Annotated in this window: 18 protein-coding genes and 1 pseudogene; 9 read left to right on the top strand and 10 right to left on the bottom strand. The window is 69.8% G+C overall.

All coding sequences use genetic code 11. The features are described 5' to 3' along the window. Window positions 1–21 precede the first annotated feature (21 nt). Window positions 22–1,545 (top strand): DUF3068 domain-containing protein, encoded by a 1,524-nt coding sequence (locus EEB19_RS13265; RefSeq protein WP_187586941.1) that lies wholly within the window; start codon window positions 22–24, stop codon window positions 1,543–1,545. On the opposite strand, the pseudogene EEB19_RS13260 reads toward EEB19_RS13265, so the two are convergent. After that, a pseudogene (locus EEB19_RS13260) lies at window positions 1,538–2,650 on the bottom strand (polysaccharide biosynthesis protein); the annotation flags it as partial. The gene EEB19_RS13265 and the pseudogene EEB19_RS13260 overlap by 8 nt on opposite strands. A gap of 168 nt (window positions 2,651–2,818) precedes the next feature. On the opposite strand from EEB19_RS13260, the gene EEB19_RS13255 reads away from it, so the two are divergent. Continuing rightward, window positions 2,819–3,748, top strand: a complete 930-nt coding sequence (locus EEB19_RS13255) for a CoA ester lyase (protein WP_187586940.1) — start codon at window positions 2,819–2,821, stop codon at window positions 3,746–3,748. 4 nt (window positions 3,749–3,752) lie between these two features. Next, a complete protein-coding gene (locus tag EEB19_RS13250; RefSeq protein ID WP_262365641.1) occupies window positions 3,753–5,480 on the top strand; it encodes a hypothetical protein in 1,728 nt (575 codons plus the stop codon). Here the strand turns inward: EEB19_RS13250 and EEB19_RS13245 are convergent. Beyond that, window positions 5,431–6,669 carry a glycosyltransferase family 4 protein gene (locus tag EEB19_RS13245; protein WP_187586939.1) on the bottom strand — a complete coding sequence of 413 codons (1,239 nt, stop codon included), beginning with the start codon at window positions 6,667–6,669 and terminating at the stop codon, window positions 5,431–5,433. The two genes, EEB19_RS13250 and EEB19_RS13245, sit on opposite strands and share 50 nt — an antisense overlap. Before the next feature lie 269 nt (window positions 6,670–6,938). Between EEB19_RS13245 and EEB19_RS13240 the strand changes: the two genes are divergently transcribed. Continuing rightward, a complete protein-coding gene (locus EEB19_RS13240) occupies window positions 6,939–7,622 on the top strand; it encodes a TetR/AcrR family transcriptional regulator (protein ID WP_187586938.1) in 684 nt (227 codons plus the stop codon). A gap of 186 nt (window positions 7,623–7,808) precedes the next feature. Then, a complete protein-coding gene (locus tag EEB19_RS13235) occupies window positions 7,809–8,507 on the top strand; it encodes a class I SAM-dependent methyltransferase (protein WP_262365640.1) in 699 nt (232 codons plus the stop codon). A gap of 69 nt (window positions 8,508–8,576) precedes the next feature. Here EEB19_RS13235 and EEB19_RS13230 read toward each other — a convergent pair whose 3' ends face one another. From EEB19_RS13230 to EEB19_RS13195, 8 genes are all read right to left on the bottom strand, one after another. After that, window positions 8,577–9,335 carry a hypothetical protein gene (locus EEB19_RS13230; RefSeq protein ID WP_187586936.1) on the bottom strand — a complete coding sequence of 253 codons (759 nt, stop codon included), beginning with the start codon at window positions 9,333–9,335 and terminating at the stop codon, window positions 8,577–8,579. A gap of 58 nt (window positions 9,336–9,393) precedes the next feature. Then, window positions 9,394–11,952, bottom strand: a complete 2,559-nt coding sequence (locus EEB19_RS13225) for an ABC transporter permease (protein ID WP_187586934.1) — start codon at window positions 11,950–11,952, stop codon at window positions 9,394–9,396. Between the two features lie 4 nt (window positions 11,953–11,956). Further along, a complete protein-coding gene (locus EEB19_RS13220; protein ID WP_187586932.1) occupies window positions 11,957–12,868 on the bottom strand; it encodes an ABC transporter ATP-binding protein in 912 nt (303 codons plus the stop codon). Window positions 12,869–12,951: 83 nt separating this feature from the next. Beyond that, window positions 12,952–13,959, bottom strand: a complete 1,008-nt coding sequence (locus EEB19_RS13215) for an esterase-like activity of phytase family protein (protein ID WP_187586931.1) — start codon at window positions 13,957–13,959, stop codon at window positions 12,952–12,954. A gap of 106 nt (window positions 13,960–14,065) precedes the next feature. Continuing rightward, window positions 14,066–15,895 carry a phosphoenolpyruvate carboxykinase (GTP) gene (locus tag EEB19_RS13210; protein WP_187586930.1) on the bottom strand — a complete coding sequence of 610 codons (1,830 nt, stop codon included), beginning with the start codon at window positions 15,893–15,895 and terminating at the stop codon, window positions 14,066–14,068. A 164-nt stretch (window positions 15,896–16,059) separates the two neighbouring features. Beyond that, window positions 16,060–16,473, bottom strand: a complete 414-nt coding sequence (locus EEB19_RS13205) for a DUF6802 family protein (protein WP_262365639.1) — start codon at window positions 16,471–16,473, stop codon at window positions 16,060–16,062. A 175-nt stretch (window positions 16,474–16,648) separates the two neighbouring features. Next, window positions 16,649–18,151 carry a hypothetical protein gene (locus tag EEB19_RS13200; RefSeq protein ID WP_187586929.1) on the bottom strand — a complete coding sequence of 501 codons (1,503 nt, stop codon included), beginning with the start codon at window positions 18,149–18,151 and terminating at the stop codon, window positions 16,649–16,651. Next, window positions 18,151–19,050 (bottom strand): hypothetical protein, encoded by a 900-nt coding sequence (locus EEB19_RS13195; RefSeq protein ID WP_187586928.1) that lies wholly within the window; start codon window positions 19,048–19,050, stop codon window positions 18,151–18,153. Before EEB19_RS13195 ends, EEB19_RS13200 begins: the two co-directional genes overlap by 1 nt. 94 nt (window positions 19,051–19,144) lie before the next feature. Between EEB19_RS13195 and trmB the strand changes: the two genes are divergently transcribed. From trmB to EEB19_RS13175, 4 genes are all read left to right on the top strand, one after another. Beyond that, window positions 19,145–19,924 carry a tRNA (guanosine(46)-N7)-methyltransferase TrmB gene (trmB, locus tag EEB19_RS13190; protein WP_187586927.1) on the top strand — a complete coding sequence of 260 codons (780 nt, stop codon included), beginning with the start codon at window positions 19,145–19,147 and terminating at the stop codon, window positions 19,922–19,924. Next, on the top strand, window positions 19,921–20,604 hold the full coding sequence (locus EEB19_RS13185) for an NYN domain-containing protein (protein WP_187586926.1): 684 nt from the start codon (window positions 19,921–19,923) through the stop codon (window positions 20,602–20,604). Before trmB ends, EEB19_RS13185 begins: the two co-directional genes overlap by 4 nt. A 202-nt stretch (window positions 20,605–20,806) precedes the next feature. Beyond that, complete coding sequence (locus EEB19_RS13180; RefSeq protein WP_187586925.1) at window positions 20,807–24,070, top strand: MMPL family transporter; 3,264 nt, start codon at window positions 20,807–20,809, stop codon at window positions 24,068–24,070. 139 nt (window positions 24,071–24,209) lie between these two features. Next, window positions 24,210–25,637, top strand: coding sequence for an aromatic acid/H+ symport family MFS transporter (locus tag EEB19_RS13175; protein ID WP_262365638.1), 1,428 nt, complete (start codon window positions 24,210–24,212; stop codon window positions 25,635–25,637). Window positions 25,638–25,641: the final 4 nt, after the last annotated feature.

Genomic DNA, 25,641 nt, shown 5'->3' with positions numbered 1-25,641 from the left:
CCGCCCAGTACCCTCGCCCCTATGTCAACGCCCGGGCCGAGTCGTCTGTCGACCACCGACCTCATCGGACCGGTGCTGATCTTCCTGGGCGGATTCCTGCTCGCGGTCGCCATCGCGCTGCCGACGCTCTTCGTCGACAACCTGCGGACCATTCCGCTGAGCACCGACCTCACCACCACCGCCGACAGCACCGGAGGCGCCTCGCCCGCCGGCACCCCTTCCGACCCGGGCGCAACGGACGGCGGTGCAACGGACGGCGGCGCGACGGACAGCGGTGCAACGGACAGCGGCGCGACGGACGGCGCTCCCGCAGCAGCCCGCATCCTGGACCGCTGCTCACTGAACTCGCCGACGGCACGTGTCGTCGGCGCCGACCTGACCCGGCAGCAACGGGTCGTCGCCGTGAGACCCGCCGACGCGCGCCGCGTCACGCTGCAGGCAGGCACGTCCGTCCGGGCCGAGAACGTGACGGTCGACGACCGCGAGGTCGACCCGCAGGCCCCACGACCCGGCAGCGACGCCGCGACGCCTGCCGGCGCGGCAACCTGCACCGATCCCACGGTCACGGCGGTACGCGATCGCGTGACCATCAACCGCACCACCGCCCTGCCCGACCTCACCGCACCCGCCGGCGGTCAGCCGGGCAGCTCGGAGATCCAGTACGACAGCAACGCCGCACCCGTCGCGGTCCCCGACCGCCGCGGGTACACCTACCTGCTGCCGTTCGACGTCTCGACCACCGATCACACGTTCTTCGACGTGACGACCCGCCGATCGGTACCGCTGCGCCACACCGGCGAGGTCACCGTGCACGGACGGGACGCCGCACGCTTCGTCGCCGACGTCCCCGACACCGACCTTCATCAGATCCGCACCGGGGACGCACAGAGCACCCCGCCGACGATCATCACGCGTCCGGCCGGCTGGTTCGGTCTCCCCGGTGTCGATCCGGCACGCGAGGTGACCGCAACGTTGCACCATCGCGGATCGTGGGAACTCGATGTCGACACCGCGACCGGCACCATCCTGAACGCCCGGATCGTCGTCGACGAGAGCTACCGGCAGATCGATCCGAGCCTGCCTGACCATCGCGTCACCAATCTGTCGGCGACCTTCTCCTACGACGAGACGACCCAGCGCCGGATGAGCAACCGCGCCACCGCCCTGGCCTCGCCCGTCACCATCTGGGGCCGGGTGATCCCGCTGCTCGCGGCCATCGCCGGCATCGCGGCGATCGGTGCGGGCCTGGCGATCATCAATCCGGCGTGGCGTCCGCGCCGTCCTCGCCGGCGGCAGGACGAGAGTGGTCCGGAACCCGGTCGTCAGGCATCCGATCGCCCGGAGCCACACGGCCCCCATCCCGACCATCCCCAGACCGATCGTCCCCAGTCCGACGATCCCCGGGCAGATCATCTCCAACCAGATCGTCTCCAGTCCGATGATCACCAGAACTCTCCCTCCCGGCCCGAGCGCCCGGCGAGCGATCGCTCGCGGACCGAGGCTCCGACATCCGATCCCGACGCAGACCCACCAGCGTCGTCGTGACGGCGACGACCGTCGCGGTGACCGCGGCCGTGGCGGCGAGCGCGACGATGCTGTGCACCACGGTGAGGATGACCACCACCTCGGTACCGACCGCCACCCACGTCACGGCCGACAGTGCCGTCGCCGACCGCGCGATCGCCGAGAGCAGGGCGACCTGCAGCACCGCGAGCATCGCGCCGGTGTAGGCGAACAGCCACAGCACCCCGACGAGCGGCTCGTAGTCGGGCCGGATGACGATCGGGACGAGCGGCCCGGCCAGCGCCGCGCCCACCGTCAGCACCACACCGATCGCCGATACCACCGCCACCGCGTGCATCAGCGACCGGCGCGACGTCGCCGGATCGGCCAATCGTGGGTAGAAGACGACACCGACCGCCTGCGGCAGCCAGAAGGCCACCTTCGTCGCGATCGCACCGAGCGCGTAGATGCCGGCATCCCCGGCCGACAGCACCGTCCTCGACAGCAACAGGTCGACGGACGCGGCGATGATCAGGACGAGCTGCACCCCGGACGCCCGGACGACGTCGAGCAGTTCGAGCCCGTCCGCCGACACGGCGACACCGCGACGGACCTCGCGTTCGCGCCCCTCGATCCGCACCGCCCAGAACACCACCAGCGCGGCCACTCCCGAGCCGACCGTACCCGCGACAAGCGCACCGGCGGGCCCCGCACCGGCGGCGAGTGCCGCGATCACAGGGATGGTCCGCAACACGCCGACACCTGCCAGCACCCACCCGAGCAGCCGGAACGACCCGTGCCCCTGCAGGACACCCTCGCCCGCCCCGATGAGGACGAGCATCGGGGCCGCCGACAACGCCGCGACAGCTGTCCCGACACCGACCGACGCCCCGGCGGCCAGCACCGGTGACGCCAGGACCGCGAGCGCGGTGACCGATGCCGTCGTCAGGATCGTCACCCGCCGGATCCGCGAGAGATCGGTGTGGCGGACGACGGCCCGGGCGATCACCGCCTGCAGCGCGAGCGCGGCGACACCGAGCACCAGCATCGCCGACATGCCCACCGCGAACTCGCCGTACTCGGCGGTGTCGAGCCACCACCGGCTCGCGGTCAGATGGATGAGGTACGCGCAGACATTGGCGAGCATCGAACCGGCGGCCACCCAGCCGAGGGCACCGGCGACGCCGCCCCTCGGAGTCCGTGCCACCATGCGGTCAAGTGTGCACTCTCGACACCGACGCGGGATGGCGGCGGGTGGCCGCACCGCGGTCGGGTCGCTTTGCACAGCGCACGGGCCATGGGCAACGATGGTGGGGTGTACGACCAGACCTCGACCGACGACAGCGCGGACGATCACGCCTCCGATCCCGAGGGGTTCCGGATCGATCCCGTCCTCGCCCGCAGCTGGCTGTTGGTGAACGGCGCCCAGGCGGGGCGATTCGCGCCGGCCGCGCGCTCACGCGCCGACATCGTCGTCCTCGACATCGAGGACGCGGTCGCCCCCAAGGACAAGCTGACCGCGCGCGACAACGTCATGTCCTGGCTGACCGCCGGCAACGCCGACTGGGTGCGGGTCAACGGTTTCGGGACGCCCTGGTGGGCCGACGACCTCGCCGCGTTGTCGACGACGCACGTCGGCGGCGTCATGCTGGCGATGGTGGAGTCGGTCGATCACGTGTCCGAGACCGCCAAGCGGCTGCCCGGCGTGCCGATCGTCGCCCTCGTGGAGACGGCCCGCGGACTCGAACGCATCAGTGAGATCGCCTCGGCGAAGGCCACATTCCGTCTCGCGTTCGGTATCGGCGACTTCCGCCGGGACACCGGGTTCGGCGACGACCCGGCCACCCTCGCCTATGCGCGGTCCCGATTCACCATCGCTGCCAAGGCCGCTCATCTGCCCAGCGCGATCGACGGGCCGACCGTCGGGTCGAGCGCGCTGAAGCTGTCGGAGGCGACCGCGGTGAGCGCCGAGTTCGGCATGACCGGCAAGATCTGCCTCACCCCCGACCAGTGCCATCCGGTCAACGAGGGACTCTCCCCGTCCCAGGACGAGATCAGCTGGGCGCGAGAGTTCTTCGCCGAGTTCGAGCGTGACGGCGGTGAGATCCGCAACGGTTCCGACCTGCCACGCATCGCGCGGGCGACGAAGATCCTCGACCTGGCCCGCGCCTACGGGATCGAGGCCACCGACTACGACGACGACCCCGTGCACTCACCCGCACCGTCGGACACCTATCACTACTGAGCCCGTGCCCGGCCCGCGGTATCTGCTGCCGACACTGACCGTCGTCTCGGCCGCGCTGACCGCGATCATCCTGGGACCGCTTCTGCGGTCCGGGCATCTGTTGTATCGCGACGCGGTGTCGACGCCCCGGTCCTTCCTCACCGACACCACGCTGGGTCTCGGCGGCGTGGCTGCCCGGGCCACCCCGCAGGACGCGGTCGTCGCGGCCGCGAGCCGGGTCGTCGACGGCGGAATCGTCGTGGTCGTGATCACCGGTGCCGCACTGATTCTCGCGGGCATCGGCTACGGCCGCCTGGCGGAGCGGCTGGTGCCGTCGGCCGGAACCGCGGGCGCGTGCGTCGCCGCCGGCCTGGCGATCTGGAATCCCTATGTGGCCGAACGTCTCCTGCAGGGCCACTGGAGTCTTCTGGTCGCCTACGCCATGCTCGGTTGGATCGTCGTCGCCGCTGCCGACATCCGCCGTGGCCGTGGCGATGTCGCGCCGTGGGCACATCTGGCCGTCGCGGTGGCCGCCGCGGGATTCATCCCGACCGGCTCCGTGCTGGCCGCCGTGATGCTCGCGGTGACCCTGATCGCGCCGCTGGTGTGTGCCCGACGATGGGCGGATTGTGCGGGTGCCGTCGGTATCTGGCTTCTGGGGGCCCTGCCCTGGCTGACCGCGACCGTCCTCGGCAGCGCACCCTCGACGACCGGTGCCGACGGTTTCGCGGTGTTCGGGGTGCGCGCCGAACCGGGACTCGGCACCATCGGCACGATCGCCGGGCTGGGCGGTATCTGGAACGCCGACGCCGTGCCCGCGAGCCGCACGATCTGGTGGGCCACCGTCGCGACGCTCGCGATGCTGCTGGTCGTGTCGGTCGGCTCCGTGTGGCTGTGGAAGCACCGGAGCCCCGGATCCCGGCTGATCGCAGCACTCGCCGGGATCGCCCTGGTGTCGGCGGGATTGGTCGCACTCGCGGCGGTGGGCCCGGTCGCCGACGGACTGTCGGCGCTGTCCACCCATGTCCCCGGTGTCGGCCTGTTCCGTGACACCCAGAAGTACCTGGCGCTGCTGGTGCCGTTCTTCGCCGTCGCCGCGGCCGGCGCGGTCGCCGGTGCTCGGCGTTGGGTGCCGGCCGGGTTCGTCGTGGCCGCGGCCGCGTTGCTGATCGTCGCCCCGCTCCCCGACCTGACGTGGGGTGTCGGCGGCAGCATCCGACCGGTCACCTATCCCGCGGACTGGGCGCGCGTGTCGGCGGCGGTCTCCGCCGACCACGGTGCCGTCGCGGTGTGGCCGACCGGGGCTGTCCGTCGTTACGCGTTCGCCGACGGTCCGTCGCTGAATCCACTGCCACGCATGGTCCGCGCACCGGTGACCGAATCCGGGTTGCTCACCGTCGACGGCGTCGTCGTGGATCCGGCATCCGGACGTGGCGCCGCCGTCGACAAGGCATTGACCGACGGCGGCTCACCGTCGGCGCTCGCCGACCTCGGAGTCGGCTGGGTCGTCGTCGAAAGCGATTCCCCGCCTGATGATCTCGCCACCTCGGCGACCGTCGTGTTCCGCGGCGACGACCTGACCCTCTACCGGATACCCGGACCGGTCGCCGATCTCGACGCATCGACCGCCGCACGGGCCACCGTACTCACCGCCCACGTGATCTGGGCGTCGACGATCCTGCTCGGTCTGACGATCACCGCGATCAGCGCGGTGACGTCCCGGCGCGTCGCACGTCGTCGAACACCGCGATGAAGCCGTCGGCCGTCGCCGACCACGAATACCGCGACGCCTTGGCCTGCGCGGCACGCCCCAGCCGCGCGGCCTCCTCCGGATTGTCGATGAGTTTGCGAGTGGCACTGGCGAGTTCGTCGACGCCGTCCACCAGCAGGCCGGTCTCGTCGTCGTCGATTGACTCGACGAGGCCGACGGAACTGCGGTAGCCGATCGTCGGGACGCGATGCTGAGCGGCCTCCATCACCGCCAGACCCCAGCCCTCCTTGCGAGACGGCATCAGGTGCACGTCGGCGCGCGCGAGGAGTTCGTGCTTGCGCTGTTCGTCCACGTGACCGTGGAAGGTCACCTGCCGTTCCACCCCGAGTTCCCTTGCATGGTTGCGCAATTCGTCCGCCCACCAGCCACCGCCGATGACGTCGAGAGTCAGCTCGGGGCGGCTGTGACGCAGTTCGGCCACCACGGCGAGCGCGTCCTCGACCTGCTTGTGCGGCACCAAGCGGGACAGCACGCAGAGCCTCGGTGCTCGGTCCGTCCCGGATGTCGCACCAGACGCAGACACATCCGTCGTGGGCTCATCGGACGGGGACGCATCCAGCAGAGACACATCCGGCAGGGCCACACCCGACGGGGTCGCGGCGGTGGCGGGGACGGGGTCCACGCCGTTGCGGATCACCGTGATCCTGTCACTGTCGACGCCCAGCGCCGACAGCTCTGCCGCCGACGGTCCGGACACGGTGACGTAGCGGTTGCGACGATGCACGCGCGGGGACACCCGCGACTCGAGGAACCAGCCGAAGCGACCGAGCCACCGCCCGGCGACAGGCCACTGCTCGCGATGACAGTGATGGACCAGCACCACCGTCGGGGCCGGTGAGGCGAGGGTCGCGAAGAACGGGATGCCGTTCTGGGTGTCGACGATGACGTCGGGCGCACTCGTCCCGAGACGGCCGCGCCCGATGCGGGCGGCGAGGATCGTCGCCACCGCGCGGGGATACACCGACAGCCGGCCCCCGGCACGCAGGATGCGGACGCCGTCGCGGGACTCCTCGGCGTCGGCACCGTCGTGGGAGGCGGTCAGCAGCGTGACCCGCATGCCACGGGCCGCGAGTTCGGCGCCCACACGCTCGAGGTAGCGCTCGCTTCCACCGCCCTGCGGATGCGTGGTGTCACGCCAGCAGAGCAGGAGCGCATGAGTGGCTTCGGTCATCGCAGATCAGCGTACCGACCACAGAAGAAGAGGCCCCCAGAGGTCGTACGTGGCATCCCCTCCACACCGCGTCCGAACCCTGAGGACCTCGTCCCCGGCGACGGGGTAGAACCTCGTTGCGGCTACACTGTAGCCGAAATCACGTGGGGCGTCTACAACTGTAGTTGAGGCAGTGCTGCGATGATGGAGTTCTGCCGTCGAACCAGGTCATCCGCACGATCCGACCTGACGACCGGGAGCTTCCATCCACGGAGACGAGGACGCCGACGATGACCGAGCCGACGCGTGGCCGTCCGCCCCTGCCGATCGAGGAGATCCTCGGTGAGGCGCTCGCTTTGCTGGGCACCGGCGGACCCGACGCCCTCGGGATGCGGGCACTGGCCCGCCGGTTGGGTTCGTCGACGTCGACGCTGTACCGCCAGTTCCCGGGCGGCAAGGACGAACTGTGTCAACGCCTTGCCGAGCAGGTGATGGCCGAGATCATCACCACGGTCGCCGGCGCGGACCTCGACGACGCGTGGGACACCATCCTGGAGCGTTCGGCGATCATCACCTTCGACGTGCTGGAGCGGCACCCGCATTCGGCGGCGCTGTTCGCCGGTCAGGTGCACTTCGGTCCGATGGGGATGATCCGCTACGAGGAGTCGCTGCGCCTGCTGCTCGGCGCCGGGCTGTCCCCGACGGATGCGGTGGCCGCCGACCACGCCCTGGCCCGGCTGATCGTGGGATACGCGCTGCAGGTGGCCGCCGAGGAGTCGCCCACCCGCGCGATGGTCTCCGAGTACTACCGTCGACTCGACGCCGCCGACTACCCGTCGGTGGCGACCGTCGTCCCGGCGCTGCCGGAGGACCTGCGGGCCGAGTTCGTCTTCGCCCTGCGGACCTTCATGGCGGGTCTTCGACACCTCGTCGCCGACTCCGGGAACGGCGGCCCCGCCGACCAGGAAGGCTGACCAGAATCGATGGGCCGCAACCGGATTCGGCACACATGGAATCTGCGCACAGAGACTCCGCGCACAGAGTCTGCACGAAACAGTATCCAACGCAGCAGTATCCAACGTAGCAGGATCGGACGCAGCAGGATCGATACCGGGTCACCCACGTTCGCCCGGTACGCGACGTGGTCGCGCGCGGTCCGATTGCTGAACGACTTCCGCTTCGAGCAGACCGATCCGGCGCGCTTCTACGGGGCGATAGCGATCGACACCGCGCAGATGGTCGCCGACTGGCACGGCGCGCGGATGGACGACGCGGTGGTGCTCGACGTCGGCGGCGGGCCCGGCTATTTCGCCGACGCGTTCGAACTGCTTGGAGCGCACTACATCTCGGTGGAACCCGATCCCGCCGAGATGCATGCGGGTGGGCTCGACCATCGCGGCGGCGTCCGCGGTTCCGGTCAGCATCTCCCCTTCGCCGACGACTCGATGGACGTCACGTTCTCGTCGAACGTCGTCGAGCACACGTCCGCACCGTGGGCGATGGCCGACGAGATGGTGCGGGTCACCCGCCCGGGCGGCACCGTGATCATCAGTTACACCCTGTGGTGGGGTCCGTTCGGCGGGCACGAGATGGGGCTCACCCACTATGCGGGCGGCCATCGCGCCGCCCGCTGGTACACGCGCCGCCACGGCCACCCGCCGAAGAACCTCTACGGCACCTCACTGTTCCCGGTGACCGCCGCGCAGGGACTCGCCTGGGCCGACAGTGCCGCGTCCCGTGCCGAACTCGTCGGCGCCTTCCCGCGCTATCTCCCGCGCCGGTTGTGGTGGATCATGCGCGTACCCGGGCTGCGTGAGGTACTCGGCACGAATCTCGTGCTGGTGCTGCGCAAACGGTGATGACGCGGACCGGGGCCGTCCGTCGACGCCACCCGGTCCACGTCACACGAGCTCACCCGATCGACGCGCTCACCCGATCGGTGCCGCGCAGCGCAGCGGTCCGCCGTTGCTCGTCGACGACGACAACAGGTCCTCACCGCGCAGGATGTTGCACGTGACCGGACCGCGGATGACGATCGCACTGATCTCGGCGGTCGACCCGGTGACGGTCGCGGCCTGCGACCACGGCGTGCCGGCCGCGGCGACGACCGTCGAGCGGCTCCCGTTGAGGAAACGGATGCCGATGACGTCGCCGTTGCCGGTCAACTGGTACACGACCTGACCGGGCGGCACCGTCGGTGTCGTCGTGGTCGTCGTCTCCTCGGTGGTCGTGGTCGTCGTGGTGGTGCTGCGCGACGACGTCGTCGACGGCTCCGACGACGAACTCGATCCGGCAGCGGTCCCGCTGTCGTCGTCGCCGGATCCGCGTGCGATCAGCACCCCGACGAGCGCGAGCACCACCAGCGCAGCGATGACGGCCAGCGCCAGACCGACGGTGCGGCCGGTGTTCTTCTTCGGCGGCTGCGGTTCGTCCGGCGGTCCGCCCGGGCCGCCGGGAGGCGGATAGCCGGGCCCGTACGAGGCGGCTTCGGTGTAGGCCTGCGGCGGACCGTACGGCCCCTGCGGGTCGGGCGGCGGGTAATCGGGTTGTGGGTAGCCGGCCGGCTGACCGTACGGCGCCGTCGGATCGTCCGGCCCGTACGCGGAGGTCTCGTCGGAAGGCTCGAACCGCCGCGTGTCGGGATGCTCGCGGTTCGGGTCCCAGCGGTCGTCGGGGGGTCGGGTCATGCGACCGATTGTGTCATCCCGGCCCCGGCCTGCCGCCGAGGCGACGCGTCGGGTCCCGTCATGCCTCGGCGATCGCCTCCAACGGCCTGGTCCGGGCGGCACGGACGGCCGGCCACAGTGCTGCGAGGACGCCGACGACGGCCGAGGCGATCAGCGTGATGCCGATCAGGCTCCACGGCACCACCGGTGTACCCAGGCCCCACTTGGCGAGCGTTCGCACGAGGGCCCACCCGATCACGCTGCCCAGGATCACGCCCAGGATGGCCCCGAAGATGGCGATGAGCACCGACTCCAGGTAGATGCTGCGGCGCACCTGCGCCCGCACCATGCCGACGGCCCGCAGCATGCCGATCTCGCGTTTGCGTTCCACCACCGACAACGCCAGCGTGTTGACGATGCCGAGCACCGCGATCAGCAGGGCGAGCCCCAGCATCGCGTACAGCGTCGCGAGCATCTGGTCGATCTGGGACGACACCGAACTCTTGAACTGGTCGCGGTCCTGCACCTGCACGGTCAGATACGAGTCGGTGGCGTTCTCCAGGTTCGTCCGCAACTCGTCGGCGGAGACACCTGGCGCCGGGGTCACGAAGATCATCGCGCTCACCTGCGCCGACGGCGGGATCAGCTTGGTGTAGACGTCGGGGCCGACGAGCCACGGTTGCAGCGCCTCGTTGTCCTCGTAGACCCCCGACACGGTGACCGGAACCTCTTCGCCGGTGGGCCCGGTGAAGGTGACCACGTCTCCGCGGTTCCAGCCCTCGGTCTTCTGGGTGCGTTCGCTGACGATCATGCCGTCGGCCGGGAGTTGGTCGGGCGCACCGTCTTTCATGCTCAGGATCGCGACGTCGTCGGGTTGCCCGCCGACCGCGGCATAGCCGGTGACCGACTTGTCGCCGACCTTCGACTGCACGATGCCGAAGCTGACCGACGACCCGACGCCCTGGGTGTCGGCGACCACGCCGGACACCGAGCCGGGAACCGGCAGCTGATTCGCACCGGCGACGATGAACTCCGCCTTGAGGCCGGTGTCGACGGCGTCGTCGATCGTGCCCTTGAACGACGACCCGAGCGTACCGATGACGGCGACCAGCATGAGGCCCAGCGTCAGCGCGAACGCAGTCGCCGCGGTTCGGCGCGGGTTGCGCACGGCGTTGGTCCGGGCCAACCGGCCCAGCTTGCCGAACGGTGCGCCCAGAACCGTGCCGAGTCCGCCGACGATCGGCCGCGACAGAGCCGGCCCGGCCAGCACGACCGCCGCGATCGCACCCGCGGCACCCACGCCGACGGAGATCGCCGGGCCCAGGCCCTCGCCCATCGCACCGATGACGATGGCGGCCAGCGCCGCCACGCCGACGACGACACCGATCATCGTGCGCACCCGCAGCGGCGCCGAACCCTCCGCCATGCCGGCGCGCATCGCCTCCACCGGCGGCACCCGCGAGGCGCGAGCCGCCGGCACCCAGGCGCTGATCATCGTCACCACGACGCCGACGAACAGCGCCGCCAGCACCGCGGGAGCCCCGATCTGCAGTGGGGCGTCGGGCAGCCCCGACGACGACTGTGTCCATGCCTTCAGCGCGGCGGCCAGGGCGATACCGATGCCCAATCCGACGGCACCGCCGAGCACACCGACGACGAACGCCTCGAACAGCACCGACCGCGACACCTGTTTCTGGCTCGCGCCCACCGCGCGCAGCAATGCCAGCTCGCGGTTTCGCTGGGCGACGATCATCGAGAAGGTGTTGTAGATGATGAAGGTGCCGACGATCAGGCCGATCGCCGCGAATGCCAACAGGATTCCGGTGAAGATGGTGAGGAACTGGTTGACCTGGTCCTTCTGGTCCTGGCGCACCTGCTCACCGGTCCGCACCGTGTAGGTGTTCGCAGGGAGCGTCTTCTCCACGCGTTCCTGCAGCTGCTCCGGCGTCACGCCGGCGGCCGCGGACATGTCCACGTTGGCCGAATGCGAGCCGTCGGAGAACAGGGCGCGGGCGGTCGCCTGGTCGAACTGGACGTTCACATAGCCGCTCGTCGCGCCCGGCAGATCGAGCAGCCCGACGACCTTCACCTCTCGGGGTTCGGCGGAGCCCTGCCCGAGCACCAGCTTCGTCGTCGACCCCACCGACAGGCCGGCCTTCTCCGCCGCCGACGAATTCAGCGCGATCTCACCGGCATTCGCCGGGCCACGACCACCCGGCAAGATCTTGCCGGCATCCGGGGACAACGCGACGTCGGGCGGCAGGTAGGCGGTCCCGATACTCGGGGCGCCACCGGTCTGCAGTGCCTTGCCCTGCGAGTTCGCGATGGTGACCAGGCCCTCGTAGTTCGCGACGATCCGGTCGATGCCCAACTGCTGTTTCTGGGCGTCCAGTTCGTCGTAGACCGACTGCGGCACACCGGGCGACTGATTGTTCTCCGGCGTCACCTGAACGGAGACCCCGGGCGCGGCCGAGTCGAAGATGTCGTTGAACGCCTTCGAGATCGTCGAGGTGAACACGATCGACCCGGCGACGAACGACGTGCCCAGGACGATCGAGAACACCGTGAGGAAGAGACGGAGTTTGTGTGCGCGCAGGTTCCGCAGGGAGACCCGGCGCATCACCGAGGACGACGCCATGGTCTCAGCGCACCTCGGGCGCGGGAGCCGCGTGTTTGGGGGTGTGGTCGCCGGCGGACTGATCCGTCGCGGTCGCTGCGTCGTCGCCCGGGTCGGCCTCGTGCGCGCCTGCGGTGACCGCTGCCGTCCCGCTCGCGGCACTCGCGTCCGGCCCGTCGTCGAGGTTCTTCATCACCTCGAACACGTCGTCGGCCGACGGGCGCGACAGCTCGCGGACGATCTGGCCGTCGGCGAGGAACACGACACGGTCGGCGTAGGAGGCGGCCCGCGGATCGTGGGTCACGATCACCACGGTCTGGCCGAACTCGTCGGTCGCGGCACGCAGGATCGACAGCACCTCCCCCGACGACCGCGAATCCAGGTTGCCCGTCGGCTCGTCGCCGAAGATGATGTCCGGCTTGCCCACGAGTGCCCGCGCGCACGCCACACGCTGCTGCTGACCGCCGGAGAGCTCGCTCGGCAGGTGACTGAGCCGCTCGGTGATGCCGAGTCGGTCGACCACCGCGTCGAACCACTCCTTGTCCACGTCGCGGCCCGCGATGTCGACGGGCAGGGTGATGTTCTCCGCGGCGGTCAGCGTCGGGACGAGGTTGAACGACTGGAAGACGAATCCGATGCGGTCCCGCCGCAGCATGGTCATCGCCTTGTCCGACAGGCCGGTCAGGTCGACGTCACCGATGTGGACACGACCGCTGGTGGCGACGTCGAGCCCCGCCAAGCAGTGCATCAGGGTCGACTTGCCCGAGCCCGATGGGCCCATGATGGCGGTGAACTCGCCTGCGGGGAACTCGATGCTGACCCCCCGCAGGGCCTCGACGACGGTGTCACCCGTGCCGTACACCTTGGTCAGATCCGCCGCACCGGCGGCGATCGATCGTGTTTCGACGTGCGGGTCGTCCGTGGAAGCCGAAGTCATGGCATCAACCGTGCCAAATCTTGCGCCGGTTGGCCATCGGGAAAATCCCTGAGTCGATCTCGGGGTGTGTCCCCGGAGCGCCCTCAGCCCTTCGGCAGATGCACTTCGAGTGCGTGGACTCGGGTCGGACCTGCGAACGCGTTGTTGGTGACGACGTAGAGGATCCGTGCGCGGTACTTCTGCCACGGCCGGTCCGGAAGCCAGTTGCCCCAACCCAACCCGGACATGTTTCCGGTGGTCAGACCCGACAGCGGCGCCGTGGAGAAGATGAGCTTCTTCGGCATCGCACGTTCGCGGCCGGACAGTTTCGCCGCGCCCGAGACCGACTGCGCACCGCGCGTGGTGGTCCAGTAGATGCGCGTGATCCGGCCCTTGCCCCGCTCGAGGACGAGGAAATCGGTGTTGTTGACCGATAGGACATCGGCGGCCACCTTGTCGCCGTCGGTGCGGTAGACGTGCTCCGAGGTGCCCTTGCCCGCCCAGGTGATCAGTCGCGCCGAGGTGCGCGGGTCCTGCTTCAGACCACCCGCGGTGATGGCGCTGACCCGGCCACCCGGACCGACGGCGACGCCGGTGAGGCCGCGCTGGCCGTTCAGCCCGGTCTTCGCGGTGGTCCGATAGGCCTTCGGCAGTCCGAGGTCGCGGATGTGGTTGCCGAAACGCCCGATCTGCCGGACGAACTGGTTGGCACCGCCACTGGCGACGACGTAGTCCGGGCCGACGCGTCGGATGCCCTCGAACTGCGCCTGACCGGGCAGCGGCGGGATCTGGAAGGGTCCGAGGATCGGGCCGCCGCCGTTGAGCGTGCCGTTGCCGAGGAAACCGATGTCGGATCGGAACGCGAGGTTCGCGGTGTAGACGCGGGCCGGGCCCTGCCGTCCGACGTCCGTCGAGACGAGCGCGTAGCTGCCATTGTCGGTCCGGTCGATGCCGGAGATCGCGCCGAAGGTGGGCGCGCCGTTGATGACCGTGGAATCGCGGTACATCGCATCGACATCCGACGGCGCAGCGACGGCCCCACCGGCGGACACCACGGAAAGACCTACGGCACAAGCGGACACGAGCGCCGCCCCCCACAAGCGAAGTCTCATGGGGGATGACCCTACCGCATCACCCGTCACAGCTCGTCGCGGACGGCCGACCCCGCGCGGACGGTCTCGCCCTCCGCGCAGAGCCATCCTGGGTCCGCGGCCGCGATCAGGCGAGCCGCTGCTTGAGGTGATCGAGTTCGTCACGCAGCGAGGTCGGCAGCTTGTCGCCGACGAACTCGAAGAGTTCCTCGATGAGCGGGATCTCCTGACGCCACTCGTCGGCGTTGACCGCGAGCGCGGCGGCGATGTCCTCGGCGGGTACGTCGCCGAGGCCGTCGACGTCGATCTCCTCCGGCTTCGCGACGATGCCGATCGGGGTCGAGACACCCTCGTTCTCACCCTCGATGCGGCCGACGATCCACTCGAGCACACGGCTGTTCTCGCCGAATCCGGGCCACAGGAAGCGGCCGTCGTCGCCGCGACGGAACCAGTTGACGTAGAACACCTTCGGCAGCTTGTCGGCGTCGGCGTTCTTGCCCAGGTCGAGCCAGTGCGCGAAGTAGTCGCCGATGTGGTAGCCCAGGAACGGCAGCATGGCCATCGGGTCGCGACGGACGGTGCCGACCTTGCCCTCGGCGGCGGCGGTCTGCTCGGAGCCGACGGTGGCGCCCATGAACACGCCGTGCTGCCAGTCGCGGGCCTCGGTCACCAGCGGGACGGTGGTCTTGCGACGACCACCGAACAGGATGGCCGAGATCGGCACGCCCTTCGGGTCATCCCACTCGGGGGCCAGCGACGGGCACTGGTCCAGCGGGGTGCAGTAGCGCGAGTTCGGGTGTGCGGCCTTCGCATCGGAGGCGGGGGTCCAGTCGTTGCCCAGCCAGTCGGTCAGATGCTCCGGCTTCTCGCCGTCGATGCCCTCCCACCAGATGTCACCGTCGTCAGTCAACGCGACGTTGGTGTAGAGGGTGTTGCCGGCCTCGATGGTCTTCATCGCGTTCGGGTTGGAGTCGTTGCTGGTGCCGGGTGCGACACCGAAGAAACCGAACTCCGGGTTGATCGCGTACAGACGACCGTCGTCGCCGAAACGCATCCAGGCGATGTCGTCACCGACCGTTTCGGCCTCCCAGCCCGGGATGGTCGGCTGGATCATCGCCAGGTTCGTCTTGCCGCAGGCGCTCGGGAATGCGGCGGCGACGTAGTAGACCTTCTTCTGCGGGCTGGTGAGCTTGAGGATCAGCATGTGCTCGGCCAGCCAGCCCTCGTCGTGGGCCAGGACCGAGGCGATACGCAGCGCGTAGCACTTCTTGCCGAGCAGGGCGTTGCCGCCGTAGCCGGAACCGAACGACCAGATCTCGCGGTCCTCGGGGAAGTGCGAGATGTACTTCTCCGAGTTGCACGGCCACGGGACGTCGGCCTGACCGGGCTCGAGCGGAGCGCCGACCGAGTGCAGCGCCTTGACGAAGAACCCGTCGTCGCCGAGCAGTTCGAGGACCTGCGGTCCGACGCGGGTCATGATCTTCATGGACAGGACGACGTACTCGGAGTCGGTGATCTCGACACCCAGCTTCGGGTCGTCGGAACCGAGGGGGCCCATGCAGAACGGGATGACGAACATCGTGCGGCCACGCATGCATCCGCGGTACAGGTCGGTCATCGTGGCGCGCATCTCCGCCGGCTCGACCCAGTTGTTGGTGGGCCCGGCGTCGTCCTTGGTGGCCGAGCAGATGTAGGTACGCGACTCCACACGGGCGACATCGGCGGGGTCGGACTGCGCGAGGAACGAGTTCGGCTTCTTCTCCTCGTTCAGTTTGATCAGGGTGCCGGAGTCCACCAGCTGCGTGGTCAAGCGCTCCCATTCGGCATCGCTGCCATCCGACCAGACCACCCGATCCGGCTGTGTCAGCTCGGCGACCTCGGCGACCCACGCCAGCAATCCGGCGTGCTTCGTCGGGGCGGTGTTCGGGTCGAGGCCGGGAATGGTGGCTGAGGTCATGATGGGGTCTCCTCCGAGGTGACGGCGGGATGCGTAGCCGTCGCGATGTCGTCGTCACCACAGGATACGTTCGCCGAGCGCCCGCTAGGTACCGGGGTGATGGAGATGCGGTATATCCCACACTCCGGGCGTGCGCAACCCCCCGGACAGATCTGCGTGGCAGGTCAGCCGAGGCGACCGCGGTCGGTCGGCACCCAGGTACCGCTCGTCGGGTCGAGCGTGCGCGAGGAGAACATACCGTCGGCGTCGACCTCGGTGATCTTGTCGACCTGACCGTCGTGGTCGGAGTCGGTGTAGACGGTCATGCCGCCGGCGCCGCTGCGTGTCAGTGAATCGGGGACGCCGTCGGCATCGGTGTCGACGTCGGCCGGGCCGAGGTCCCAGACCCGCCCGTCGGAATGCATCCAGAGGTGGTCCTCGGGTGAGGTCGGCTCGGCGAATGCCGGGGCGTGTGCGTCGTCGGCGGGTGCGACATATCCGACCGGGTCGGCCGTGAAGCCTTCACCGGCATCGATCGAGACGCGATCGGCGTCGCCCGACTGCCCGCTCTCCAGCGGATCACCGCCCAGAAACGACATGTCCACCTCGTGCACTCCCCTCATCCGTACCTACCGGCACCGCACACCACCGTGTTGTTTAGACGCACGCGGGGACCGATCGGTTCCCTCCGATCCGCCGCGACCGCGCTCACGACGGTCGGAGCCCCGCGACGACCACCACCGACCATCACCACTGACGATCACTGCCGAACGATCAATGCTGCGGTCGATCGTCCTCCCCGACGAGCGCGTCCGCGAGTGCGGCGAGTTCTCGACGAGTGCTGCGCATCCGTCCCAGCTGCTCTCGACGCGCCTGGTCGGCTGTCCCGGACCGCAGCGCCCGGAGTCGCTCGTCGATCTCGGCGACCCGGCCGGCCACGTGCCTCGCCCGCCGATCGTAGTAGCGGGTGATCTGGCTGGTCAGGTACGGCTCGGCGGCGGCCACCCGTGCACCCACCCGATGGTCGAGGCGTCCCCGGGTCTCCCCGAGTGCGTCGTTGCTCCAGCCACGGATCTCCGCGCGCAACGCCGCGGCGCGCCGCACCCGGATCACCAGAGCGGCAGCCGCGACCCCGAGCAGCAGGGTCAGCGGCATGCTGATCCACTGCAGCGTCTGCACCGAGGCCATCGGTGCAACGATCAGACGTCCCAGGCCCAGACCGGTCGACGCCCCGATCACCACCAGCAGCGCATCCTCCCCGCCACGCCTGCCCGTGGGCAGCGGGCGGGAGAACGGCGGTTCCGGGCGGCGATCCTCCGGTGGGGCGTCCGGTGCACCCGACTCGGCGGGCCCGGCGTCGAGGCCGAGCAGGGCTGCGGCCCGGACCTCGTCGATGCGGTCGTCGGTCGCCTCGTCGACGCGGTCGCGGAGCGCGACGGTCTCGGCGCGCAGCCACCGCACGTAGTCGTCGAGGGTGCGTCGGGTCAGCGATGCCGACCGGGTGGTGGCCGCGGCAGCCAGCGCGCGGGTGCCTGCGGCGACGTCGGCGAGCGACTGCCCGCGTGCGGAGGCCAGGCCGGTGCGGGCCGCGCTCAGCCGATCACCGCGTCCCCGGTCGCGCGATTCCAGCAGCTGCCGCCGACGACGCGTCAGCGCGTCGACCTCCGTCGCGGACGCCTCTGTATCGGTCTGGCGGTACAGGCCGACCTCCGCGTGTTCGACGGCGCCGAGCGCGGCCGCGATCCGAGCACGCTCGGCCCGCAGGTCGTCGGGCGCCGCGAGGTGGTCGCCGGCCCACTCGAGGACCGCGGACACCCCGGACTCGTCGTCCGCCCCGGACAGTGCGGCCAGCGACGACACGGCGAACACCGGCAATTCCTCGTGCGGGTCGAGCAGTGCGCGATGGGCACGCAGGATGCGCGGCCACTCCCAGAAGGCGTCGATCTTGGTGCCGACGAGCGCCACGATGCCGAAGCGCGACCGCAGTTCGTCGACGGCATCCTTCTCCTCATCACCCACCGACGACGTCGGATCGAGGACCATCAGTGCGATGCCGACGGCGCGGTCATCGTGGTGCCGGCCCCACCGGCCCTCGACGACGGGCGCGGAGGGGTCGAGCAGGTGGCAGGCCTCGACGAGGCTCGTCACGCCGCTGCCGCCCACCCCGAACACGGCGACCGTGGTGCCGGTACCCGCGACGGCGGCCGCGTCGAAGCCGGTGAGCCCGTGCACCCGCGACAGCAGTCCGGCGTCCGCGGCTCGGCCAGCTGACGCCATCACGCCACCTCGCCGATCTGCAGCAGATGCTCGAGTGCGTCACGATCCGCACCCCGGGCGGCCAGCAGCTCGACACGCGTCCGCAGTTCGACCAGCCGCCAGTACCGCACGATGTCCACCCGGTCCCGGATCGTCGGCACGAGCGCGTGGATTCCGCTCTCCGCGTGCAGCTCCCGGTTCACCGTGGCGGCCGTCGACTCGTCGCCCTCGGCGAGCAGAGCGAGCGCGATGTCGATGCCCCGCTGATCGATCCGGCGGAGCAGACCGGCTCGCACGGTCCGCTCGTCACCGAGGGTCTCGGGACGGTCTGCTCCGCCGGTGAGAAACTGCGCCGACATCGACGGCATCGTCTCGCCCGCCGCGGCCAGCCTGCGCAGGAAGTCGGTCTCGTCGTCGGACAGATCGGCACACGCCAGCAGCGCCGACACCGGCTGGACGGGTAGTCCGATCCGCTCGGCGCAGTCGGCGGCGATGTCGTCGGCGTGCGTGGGGTCGCCGAGCCCGTGCGTGTCCGCCTTGCCGAGGACGACGATCGTCCGGTCGCGCGGCAACGTCGCGAGGATGGCGTGGTCGTCGCGCCGCGGGAGTCCCGACAACACGAGCAGCCAGAGATCGGCGTCTGCGGCTTCCTCGCCGGCCTCACCGGGTCCGATCGCGGTGACCGACAGCCGTTCCCGCAGCGCCCGGGCGACGGTGTCGCGCCCGGTGCCGGGCCGGCCGCAGACCGCGATCTGCAGTGGTCGGGCATACCGGTGGGCCGCGGCGGCGAGGTCGGCGCGCACCGGCGCGGTCGGTCCGACGACGGCGGCCAGGTCACCCGAGTCGACGGCACGCGCGAGAGCGCTCGACCAGACACCCGACAGGGCACCCGGGGAGGCGGTCGACGCAGCGTGCGGCATGCCCCGCAATCTAGCGTCACTGGGCTGTGCCCGCCGCGCTGCCCGCCCCGCTGACCGGCTACTCAGGCGCGCCGACTGTCCTCCACGGCCCCCGATGCGCAACGATGGTCGGGTGAACGACAGTGTCGACCAGTCACGTCTGTACCCGCGGGTGACGAGTTTCCGGTTCCGGCGGGGCACCCTGACGACCGGTCAGCAACGCAACTGGGAGACGCTCTGGCCCCGCCTGGGACGCGACCTCGCGATCGGTCCCGACCAGGTGCCCGAACCCCCGCTCGACCTGCCGGGACTGTTCGGCCGGGAGGCCCCGCGTGTCCTCGAGATCGGGAGCGGCACGGGCATCTCGACAGCGGCCATGGCCGCCGAGGAACCCGACGTCGACGTCATCGCCGTCGAGGTCTACAAACCCGGACTCGCCCAGTTGCTCGGCCTCGTCGACCGGGAGGGCCTGACCAACATCCGGATGGTGCGCGGCGACGCCGTCGTCGTGCTGCGTGAGTTGCTCGGGCCGGGCAGTCTCACCGGAATCCGGGTGTACTTCCCGGATCCGTGGCCGAAATCACGACATCACAAGCGGCGGCTGCTGCAGAGCGGCACCATCGAACTCATGGCCGATCGTCTCGCCCCCGGCGGCATCCTGCACATCGCCACCGACCACGCGGACTATGCGGAGTGGATCGCCGAACGTCTGGCGACCCAGCGGGCCGATCGTCCGCACGTGATCCCGCTGACGTTCGACGCACCGATCTCGCTGACCCGGCCCACCACCAAGTTCGAGGGCCGCGCCGAACGTGAGGGCCGCGGCGTCAACGAATTCGTGTACGTGAAGCCGCAACCGGCGGCGGCCTCGTCGACCGAAAGCGACCGAGCATGACCGACGACACCCCGGATACGCCCTCCCCCAACGGATTCGGCGAGTCCATCGCCGGCCGTTCGGGCTCGGCGCGGGTTCTGCTGGTGTGGGACGCACCCAACATGGACATGGGCCTCGGCGCCATCCTCGGTGGTCGTCCGACCGCGGCGCACCGACCGCGCTTCGACGCGTTGGGCCGGTGGCTGCTGCAGCGGACCGCCGACATCTCCGGCGGGCTCCCCGACTCCCCCGTGGAACCCGAGGCGACCGTCTTCACCAACATCGTCCCCGGCAGCGCCGACGTCGTGCGGCCGTGGGTCGACGCCTTGCGCAACGTCGGATATGCCGTCTTCGCGAAGCCCAAGCTGACCGACGACAGCGATGTCGACGCCGACATGCTCGACCACATCGAACTTCGCAGGCACACTGTTGGACTAGCTGGCCTCATCGTCGCCTCGGCGGACGGACAGGCGTTCCGCGAGCCGTTGCTGGAGGTGGCGGCCGACGGCATCCCGGTCACCGTGATCGGATTCCGGGAGCACGCCAGCTGGGCCCTGACCACCGAAGAACTGGAGTTCGTCGACCTGGAGGACATCCCGGCGGTGTTCCGGGAGCCGCTGCCACGCATCGGGCTCGACTCGCTGCCCGACGACGGGGCATGGCTCACACCGTTCCGGCCGCTGCGCGCACTGCTGCACTGACTTCTGCTGGACTGACGTCCGCGCCGCCTGCGCACCGACGGACACACCGGCGCGCGCCGACTCAGCCAGCTATCAGGACGACCTGCGAGAATCAACCGTCATCCTGCGCCCCAGGACCGACCGACCCCGGTACACAACAGATCGACACAGCACGATCCGCACCACGCGATCGGCATCACCCGAAGAGAGGAAGGACCCAGGCGTGTTCGGAGCCATCGGCACTTTCGTCTATCGAATGCGCTTCGCGGTCATCGCCGTACTCATCGCGATGATGGCCGGTCTCGGTCTCTACGGACTGGACCTGGGCAAGTACCTCAGCCAGAGTGGCTGGTTCGACCCGACGTCGGAGTCGGTGAAGGGATCGCAGGTCGCCGACACCTCACTCGGCCGCGATCACCGCTCCGACGTGATCCTGCTGATCACCCCGCCGCAGGGCACCACCGTCGACGACCCCGAGTTCGGCGCGAAGGTGGAGAACTTCGTCGACGACCTGATCTCCCAGCACGGCGACATCGTCAACCGCGAGGACCCGGGTGTCATCGACCCGTTCTATCTGCGGGATCAGACCGCGACATCGAAGGCCGCGCAGGAGACCATCCGGTCGCGCACCTTCACCGACGACAACCAGCACGCGTTCATCAGCATCGGCGTCAAGGGCGACGACGACACCACGATCCTGAAGAACTACCAGACCATCGAACCGTTCTTCGACGACATCCCGGACAGATTCAACCTCGAGGGCACGTCCTTCGAGATGGCCGGGCTCCAGCCGGTGGCCGGATCGATGGCCGACGGCATGGACAAAGACATCCACAGAGCCGAGGTGATCGCCCTGCCCTTGGTGGCGATCATGCTGTTCTTCATCTTCGGCGGTGTGGTCGCAGCCTGTCTGCCCGTCCTCATCGGCGGTCTCACCATCGCCGGATCCCTCGGCATCATGAAGGTGCTGGCCCAGGTCACCGAGCTGAACATCTTCGCCCAGTCGGTGGTCACGCTGATCGGTCTGGGTATCGCGATCGACTACGGCCTGTTCATCGTCAGCCGGTTCCGAGAGGAACTCGCGGAGGGTTATTCGACCAAGGCCGCGGTCCGAAGAACCGTGATGACCTCGGGTCAGACGGTGGTGTTCTCGGCGACCATCATCGTCGCGGCCCTCGCGTGTCTGCTGATCATGCCGCAGGGCTTCCTCAAGTCGGTGGCGTACGGCGCGATCGCGTCGGTGTCGTTGGCGGCGATCCTGTCGATCACCGTGCTGCCCGCGATCCTGTCCATCCTCGGGCCGCGCATCGACGCACTCGGTCTGCCCTTCCTGCGACGCACCAAGACCAAGGAAGAGATCGAGAACGGGTTCTGGGGCCGGCTCGCCGGCTGGGTGATGCAGCATCCGGTCGCGACCGCGGTGCCGACCGTGCTGATCCTGCTCGTGCTGACGATCCCGTTCGGTGGCATCAAGTTCGGCGGCATCAGCGAGGCGTACCTGCCGCCCGACAATCCGAACCGGGTCGCGCAGGAGAACTTCGACAAGTACTTCCCCACCGAGCGCACCGAAGAGATCAAGCTCGTCATCGCCTACGACCCGAACGACAACGCGAGCGGCGACAAGATCACCTCCATCGCCGATGAGGCCAACAAGATCCCCGGGTTCACCAAGCAGTTCAGCCCGAGCTCCGACGGCGGCGCGCTGACCGGACAGTACGGCGACAACGGACCGCAGATCCTGCAGATGTCGGCGGGCCTGGTCGACCGTGACACCGCGGCCGCGGCCATCAAGGACCTTCGTGCCATCGACACGCAGGGCCTCACCATGTGGGTCGCCGGCACGCCGACGTTGACCCAGGACTCCATCGACGCGCTGATGTCGAGATTGCCGATCATGGCGATCCTGCTGGTCCTGGTGACCGGGTTCCTGATGTTCCTGGCGTTCGGCTCTCTGGTGTTGCCGATCAAGGCGGCGTTGATGACCGCTCTCGGTCTGGGCGCCACACTCGGCATCCTCACCTGGATCTTCGTCGACGGCCACGGCGCCGGACTCGCGAACTTCACCCCCGGCCCGCTCTTCGCGGCGATCCTCGTGCTGATCATCGCGATCATCTTCGGTCTGTCCACCGACTACGAGATATTCCTGTTGTCCCGCATGGTCGAGGCGAGACAGAAGGGTGCGACCACGACCGAGGCCGTCCGGGTCGGCACCGCCTACACCGGCCGCATCATCACCGCGGCGGCCGCGATCCTCGTCGTCGTCACCGGCGCCTTCGGGCTGTCGGAGATCGTGATGATGAAGTACATCGCGTACGGCATGATCGCGGCGCTGATCCTGGACGCGACCATCATCCGCATGCTGCTCGTGCCGTCGGTGATGAAGCTGCTCGGCGACGACTGCTGGTGGGCGCCACGCTGGATGCAGACGCTGCAGCGCAAGATCGGACTCGGCGAGACCGTCCTCGACGACGAGCCCGACGAGATGCGCGACAGCGCCCGGGCCGCCCGGTCGCGTTCGGCGGGCACGATCGTGGCCGAGGCGCCGACGTCGGCGATGTCCGCCGCGCCGCGAGCAACTGCCGCAACGGCGGCCGCCGGAGCCGCTGCGGCCGGAACCGCCACCGCGACACGACCTTCCGCGCCCGGTCCCCGTCCGGGCCCGCGCTCCCCGCAGAGCCGTGGCCCCCGCCCGCCGGAACAGCCGCGCCGCACACCCGACCGTCCGGCACCCGATCGGACGTCGGCCCAGAATCGCCCGATGCCGGCACCCGGCCCGGCGCGGTCCGGCCCGGTACCGGCAGACCGCCAGCCGACCCAGCGGCCGCCCGAGCGGCGACCGGCAGCGCCCGGCGCGACGCCCCCAGCAGGTTCCCCCGGAGCAGGTACCCCCGGCACCGCGGCACCGCGACCCGCCGGCCCGCCGCAGACGGCGGCGCCGATGCGCGGTCGCTCGTCTCGCTCCCGGTCGGGTGGACCCGACACCGGCAGTTGGCGCCTCGGTGCCAGCGGGATTCGCATGGGTGGCGACGAGCCGCCACGGACTCCTGCACCGGGCCCGTCGCCCGCCGCCCCACCCGCGCCGCCGACACCGCCGTCGGCCCCGACGCCTCCACCGCGACGTCGTGACGACTCCCCACTCGGCCGTCGCCCGGCGCTCGACAGCACCGGCAAACGTCCGCTGGCGGCATCGCTCGAGCCGGAGGATCAGCGTCCCGGCCCGACACCGACGCCCCGGAGCGGCGGCTCGCCGATGGACCGCGGACTGAGCGACGCCGGCCCCTCGTTGACCGGTAACCGCACCGCCGACGACCGCCCGGGTCCTGACGGCACGGACGGCGCCGGCAACGGAAACGGTGCAGGCAACGGGTCGGGTAACGGTGGCGGCAAGCGCCGCGGCACCGATCGGCACGCCCGGTCGGACGCCGACGGCGACGGCGGCCAGATCAGCGTGCAGGATCTGCTGCGTCGCAGCCGCTCGGACAGCTGAGCGGGCGGCACGCTCGCCCCATCAATCCACCGGCGATCCGTATCAATGACCCCCTTGGTCAAGACTGGGTAAAGACCGGATGTGACCGGCGGCACATTTCCGCAGGATTGTCTCCCAGCACACCACCAGGAGGCAGCCAATGAACGACCCATCGCCCACAGCCCAGACGCCGGCCCCGATGACGACGGCACCCACCACGTGGGCCGGACCCGAGCACAGACGGAGTGTGCTCTGGATCGTGACGCTGGCCGCCATCGCCATCGTGTTCGACGGGTACGACCTGGTCGTCTACGGCACGGTCCTGCCCACCCTGCTCGACGACCCCACCCAGCTCGGGCAGCTCAGCGCCGGCACAGCGGGTGCACTGGGCTCCTACGCGCTGATCGGTGTGATGATCGGCGCCTTCATCGCCGGAACCTTCGGTGACCGCGTCGGCCGACGCCGGATGATGCTGATGAACATCGTCTGGTTCTCCATCGGAATGGGCGCCACCGCCCTCGCCACCGACATCGTCACCTTCGGCCTGCTGCGCTGCCTGACCGGCATCGGGATCGGCGGTCTGGTCGCGACCGTCGGCGCGCTGGTCGCGGAGTTCGCGCCGACGTCGAAGCGCAATCTGTTCAACGCGATCGTCTACAGCGGCGTCCCCCTCGGTGGTGTCGTCGCCGCGGTACTCGCCCTCCTGCTCGCCGACCACATCGGCTGGCGCGGACTGTTCTGGATCGGGGCACTGCCGCTGGTCACACTGCTCCCGCTGGCGTTGCTCAAGATGCCGGAGTCACCCCGCTGGCTGGTGTCGCGGGGCCGTATCGACGAGGCCCGGGCCATCAGCACCCGCACCGGTATCCCCGTCGACCTCACCGCCGCACCCACCGTCGCAGCGCCTCCGATGGGGACGGAAACCCCCACGGAGCGAGTCGGTTTCGCGGTTCTCGTGTCACGCCGCTACGCGATGCCGACGCTGCTGCTGGGCCTGATGAGCTTCGCCGGACTGCTGCTCACCTACGGTCTGAACACCTGGCTCCCGCAGATCATGAGGTCGGCCGGGTTCAACGCGAAAGGATCGCTCTCGTTCCTGCTGGTGCTCAACGGTGGCGCCATCGTCGGCGGTCTCATCGCTGCTCGCCTCGCGGATCGGCGTGGGCCCCAGCGGATCGTCGCCACCTCGTTCTGCCTGGCGACATTCGCACTGATCTGTTTGACCTTGGGACTTCCGCTGCCCGTGTTGCTCGCCGCGGTCGCCGTCGCCGGGACGGGCACCATCGGCACCCAGGTCCTGATCTACGGATACGTGTCGAACTACTACCCGACCTCGGCACGTGCCGCCGGTGTCGCCTGGTGCGCCGGATTCGGCCGGCTCGGCGGCATCGTCGGACCGGTGATCGGAGGTCTGCTCATCGGCGCCGGCATCTCGTCGAACGCCGCCTTCTACATCTTCGCCGGCATCGCACTGGCGGGGGCGGCGGCCACGATGCTGGTGCCGCGCAACGAGACCGTCGACGACACCGAATCGGCCACCCCGCAGGCGCGTGCGGAGGTCGAGCCGCCGACGACCCTCGTCGACTAGGTCC

It is taken from the genome of Gordonia sp. OPL2, from assembly GCF_003797825.1.
GTDB lineage: Bacteria > Actinomycetota > Actinomycetes > Mycobacteriales > Mycobacteriaceae > Gordonia.
The sequence above is the reverse complement of the archived record's forward strand: the minus strand, read 5'-3'. Positions and strand labels throughout refer to the sequence as shown.

Bases quoted from the DNA above. Each gene is read 5' to 3' on its own strand.
- EEB19_RS13210 (WP_187586930.1), bottom strand. From the start codon at position 15,895: ATGACCTCAGCCACCATTCCCGGCCTCGACCCGAACACCGCCCCGACG.
- EEB19_RS13220 (WP_187586932.1), bottom strand. From the start codon at position 12,868: ATGACTTCGGCTTCCACGGACGACCCGCACGTCGAAACACGATCGATC.
- EEB19_RS13245 (WP_187586939.1), bottom strand. From the start codon at position 6,669: ATGACCGAAGCCACTCATGCGCTCCTGCTCTGCTGGCGTGACACCACG.
- EEB19_RS13200 (WP_187586929.1), bottom strand. From the start codon at position 18,151: ATGGCGTCAGCTGGCCGAGCCGCGGACGCCGGACTGCTGTCGCGGGTG.
- trmB (WP_187586927.1), top strand. From the start codon at position 19,145: ATGCGCAACGATGGTCGGGTGAACGACAGTGTCGACCAGTCACGTCTG.
- EEB19_RS13185 (WP_187586926.1), top strand. From the start codon at position 19,921: ATGACCGACGACACCCCGGATACGCCCTCCCCCAACGGATTCGGCGAG.
- EEB19_RS13205 (WP_262365639.1), bottom strand. From the start codon at position 16,473: ATGTCGTTTCTGGGCGGTGATCCGCTGGAGAGCGGGCAGTCGGGCGAC.
- EEB19_RS13175 (WP_262365638.1), top strand. From the start codon at position 24,210: ATGAACGACCCATCGCCCACAGCCCAGACGCCGGCCCCGATGACGACG.
- EEB19_RS13225 (WP_187586934.1), bottom strand. From the start codon at position 11,952: ATGGCGTCGTCCTCGGTGATGCGCCGGGTCTCCCTGCGGAACCTGCGC.
- EEB19_RS13195 (WP_187586928.1), bottom strand. From the start codon at position 19,050: ATGCCGCACGCTGCGTCGACCGCCTCCCCGGGTGCCCTGTCGGGTGTC.
- EEB19_RS13265 (WP_187586941.1), top strand. From the start codon at position 22: ATGTCAACGCCCGGGCCGAGTCGTCTGTCGACCACCGACCTCATCGGA.
- EEB19_RS13215 (WP_187586931.1), bottom strand. From the start codon at position 13,959: ATGAGACTTCGCTTGTGGGGGGCGGCGCTCGTGTCCGCTTGTGCCGTA.
- EEB19_RS13240 (WP_187586938.1), top strand. From the start codon at position 6,939: ATGACCGAGCCGACGCGTGGCCGTCCGCCCCTGCCGATCGAGGAGATC.
- EEB19_RS13230 (WP_187586936.1), bottom strand. From the start codon at position 9,335: ATGACCCGACCCCCCGACGACCGCTGGGACCCGAACCGCGAGCATCCC.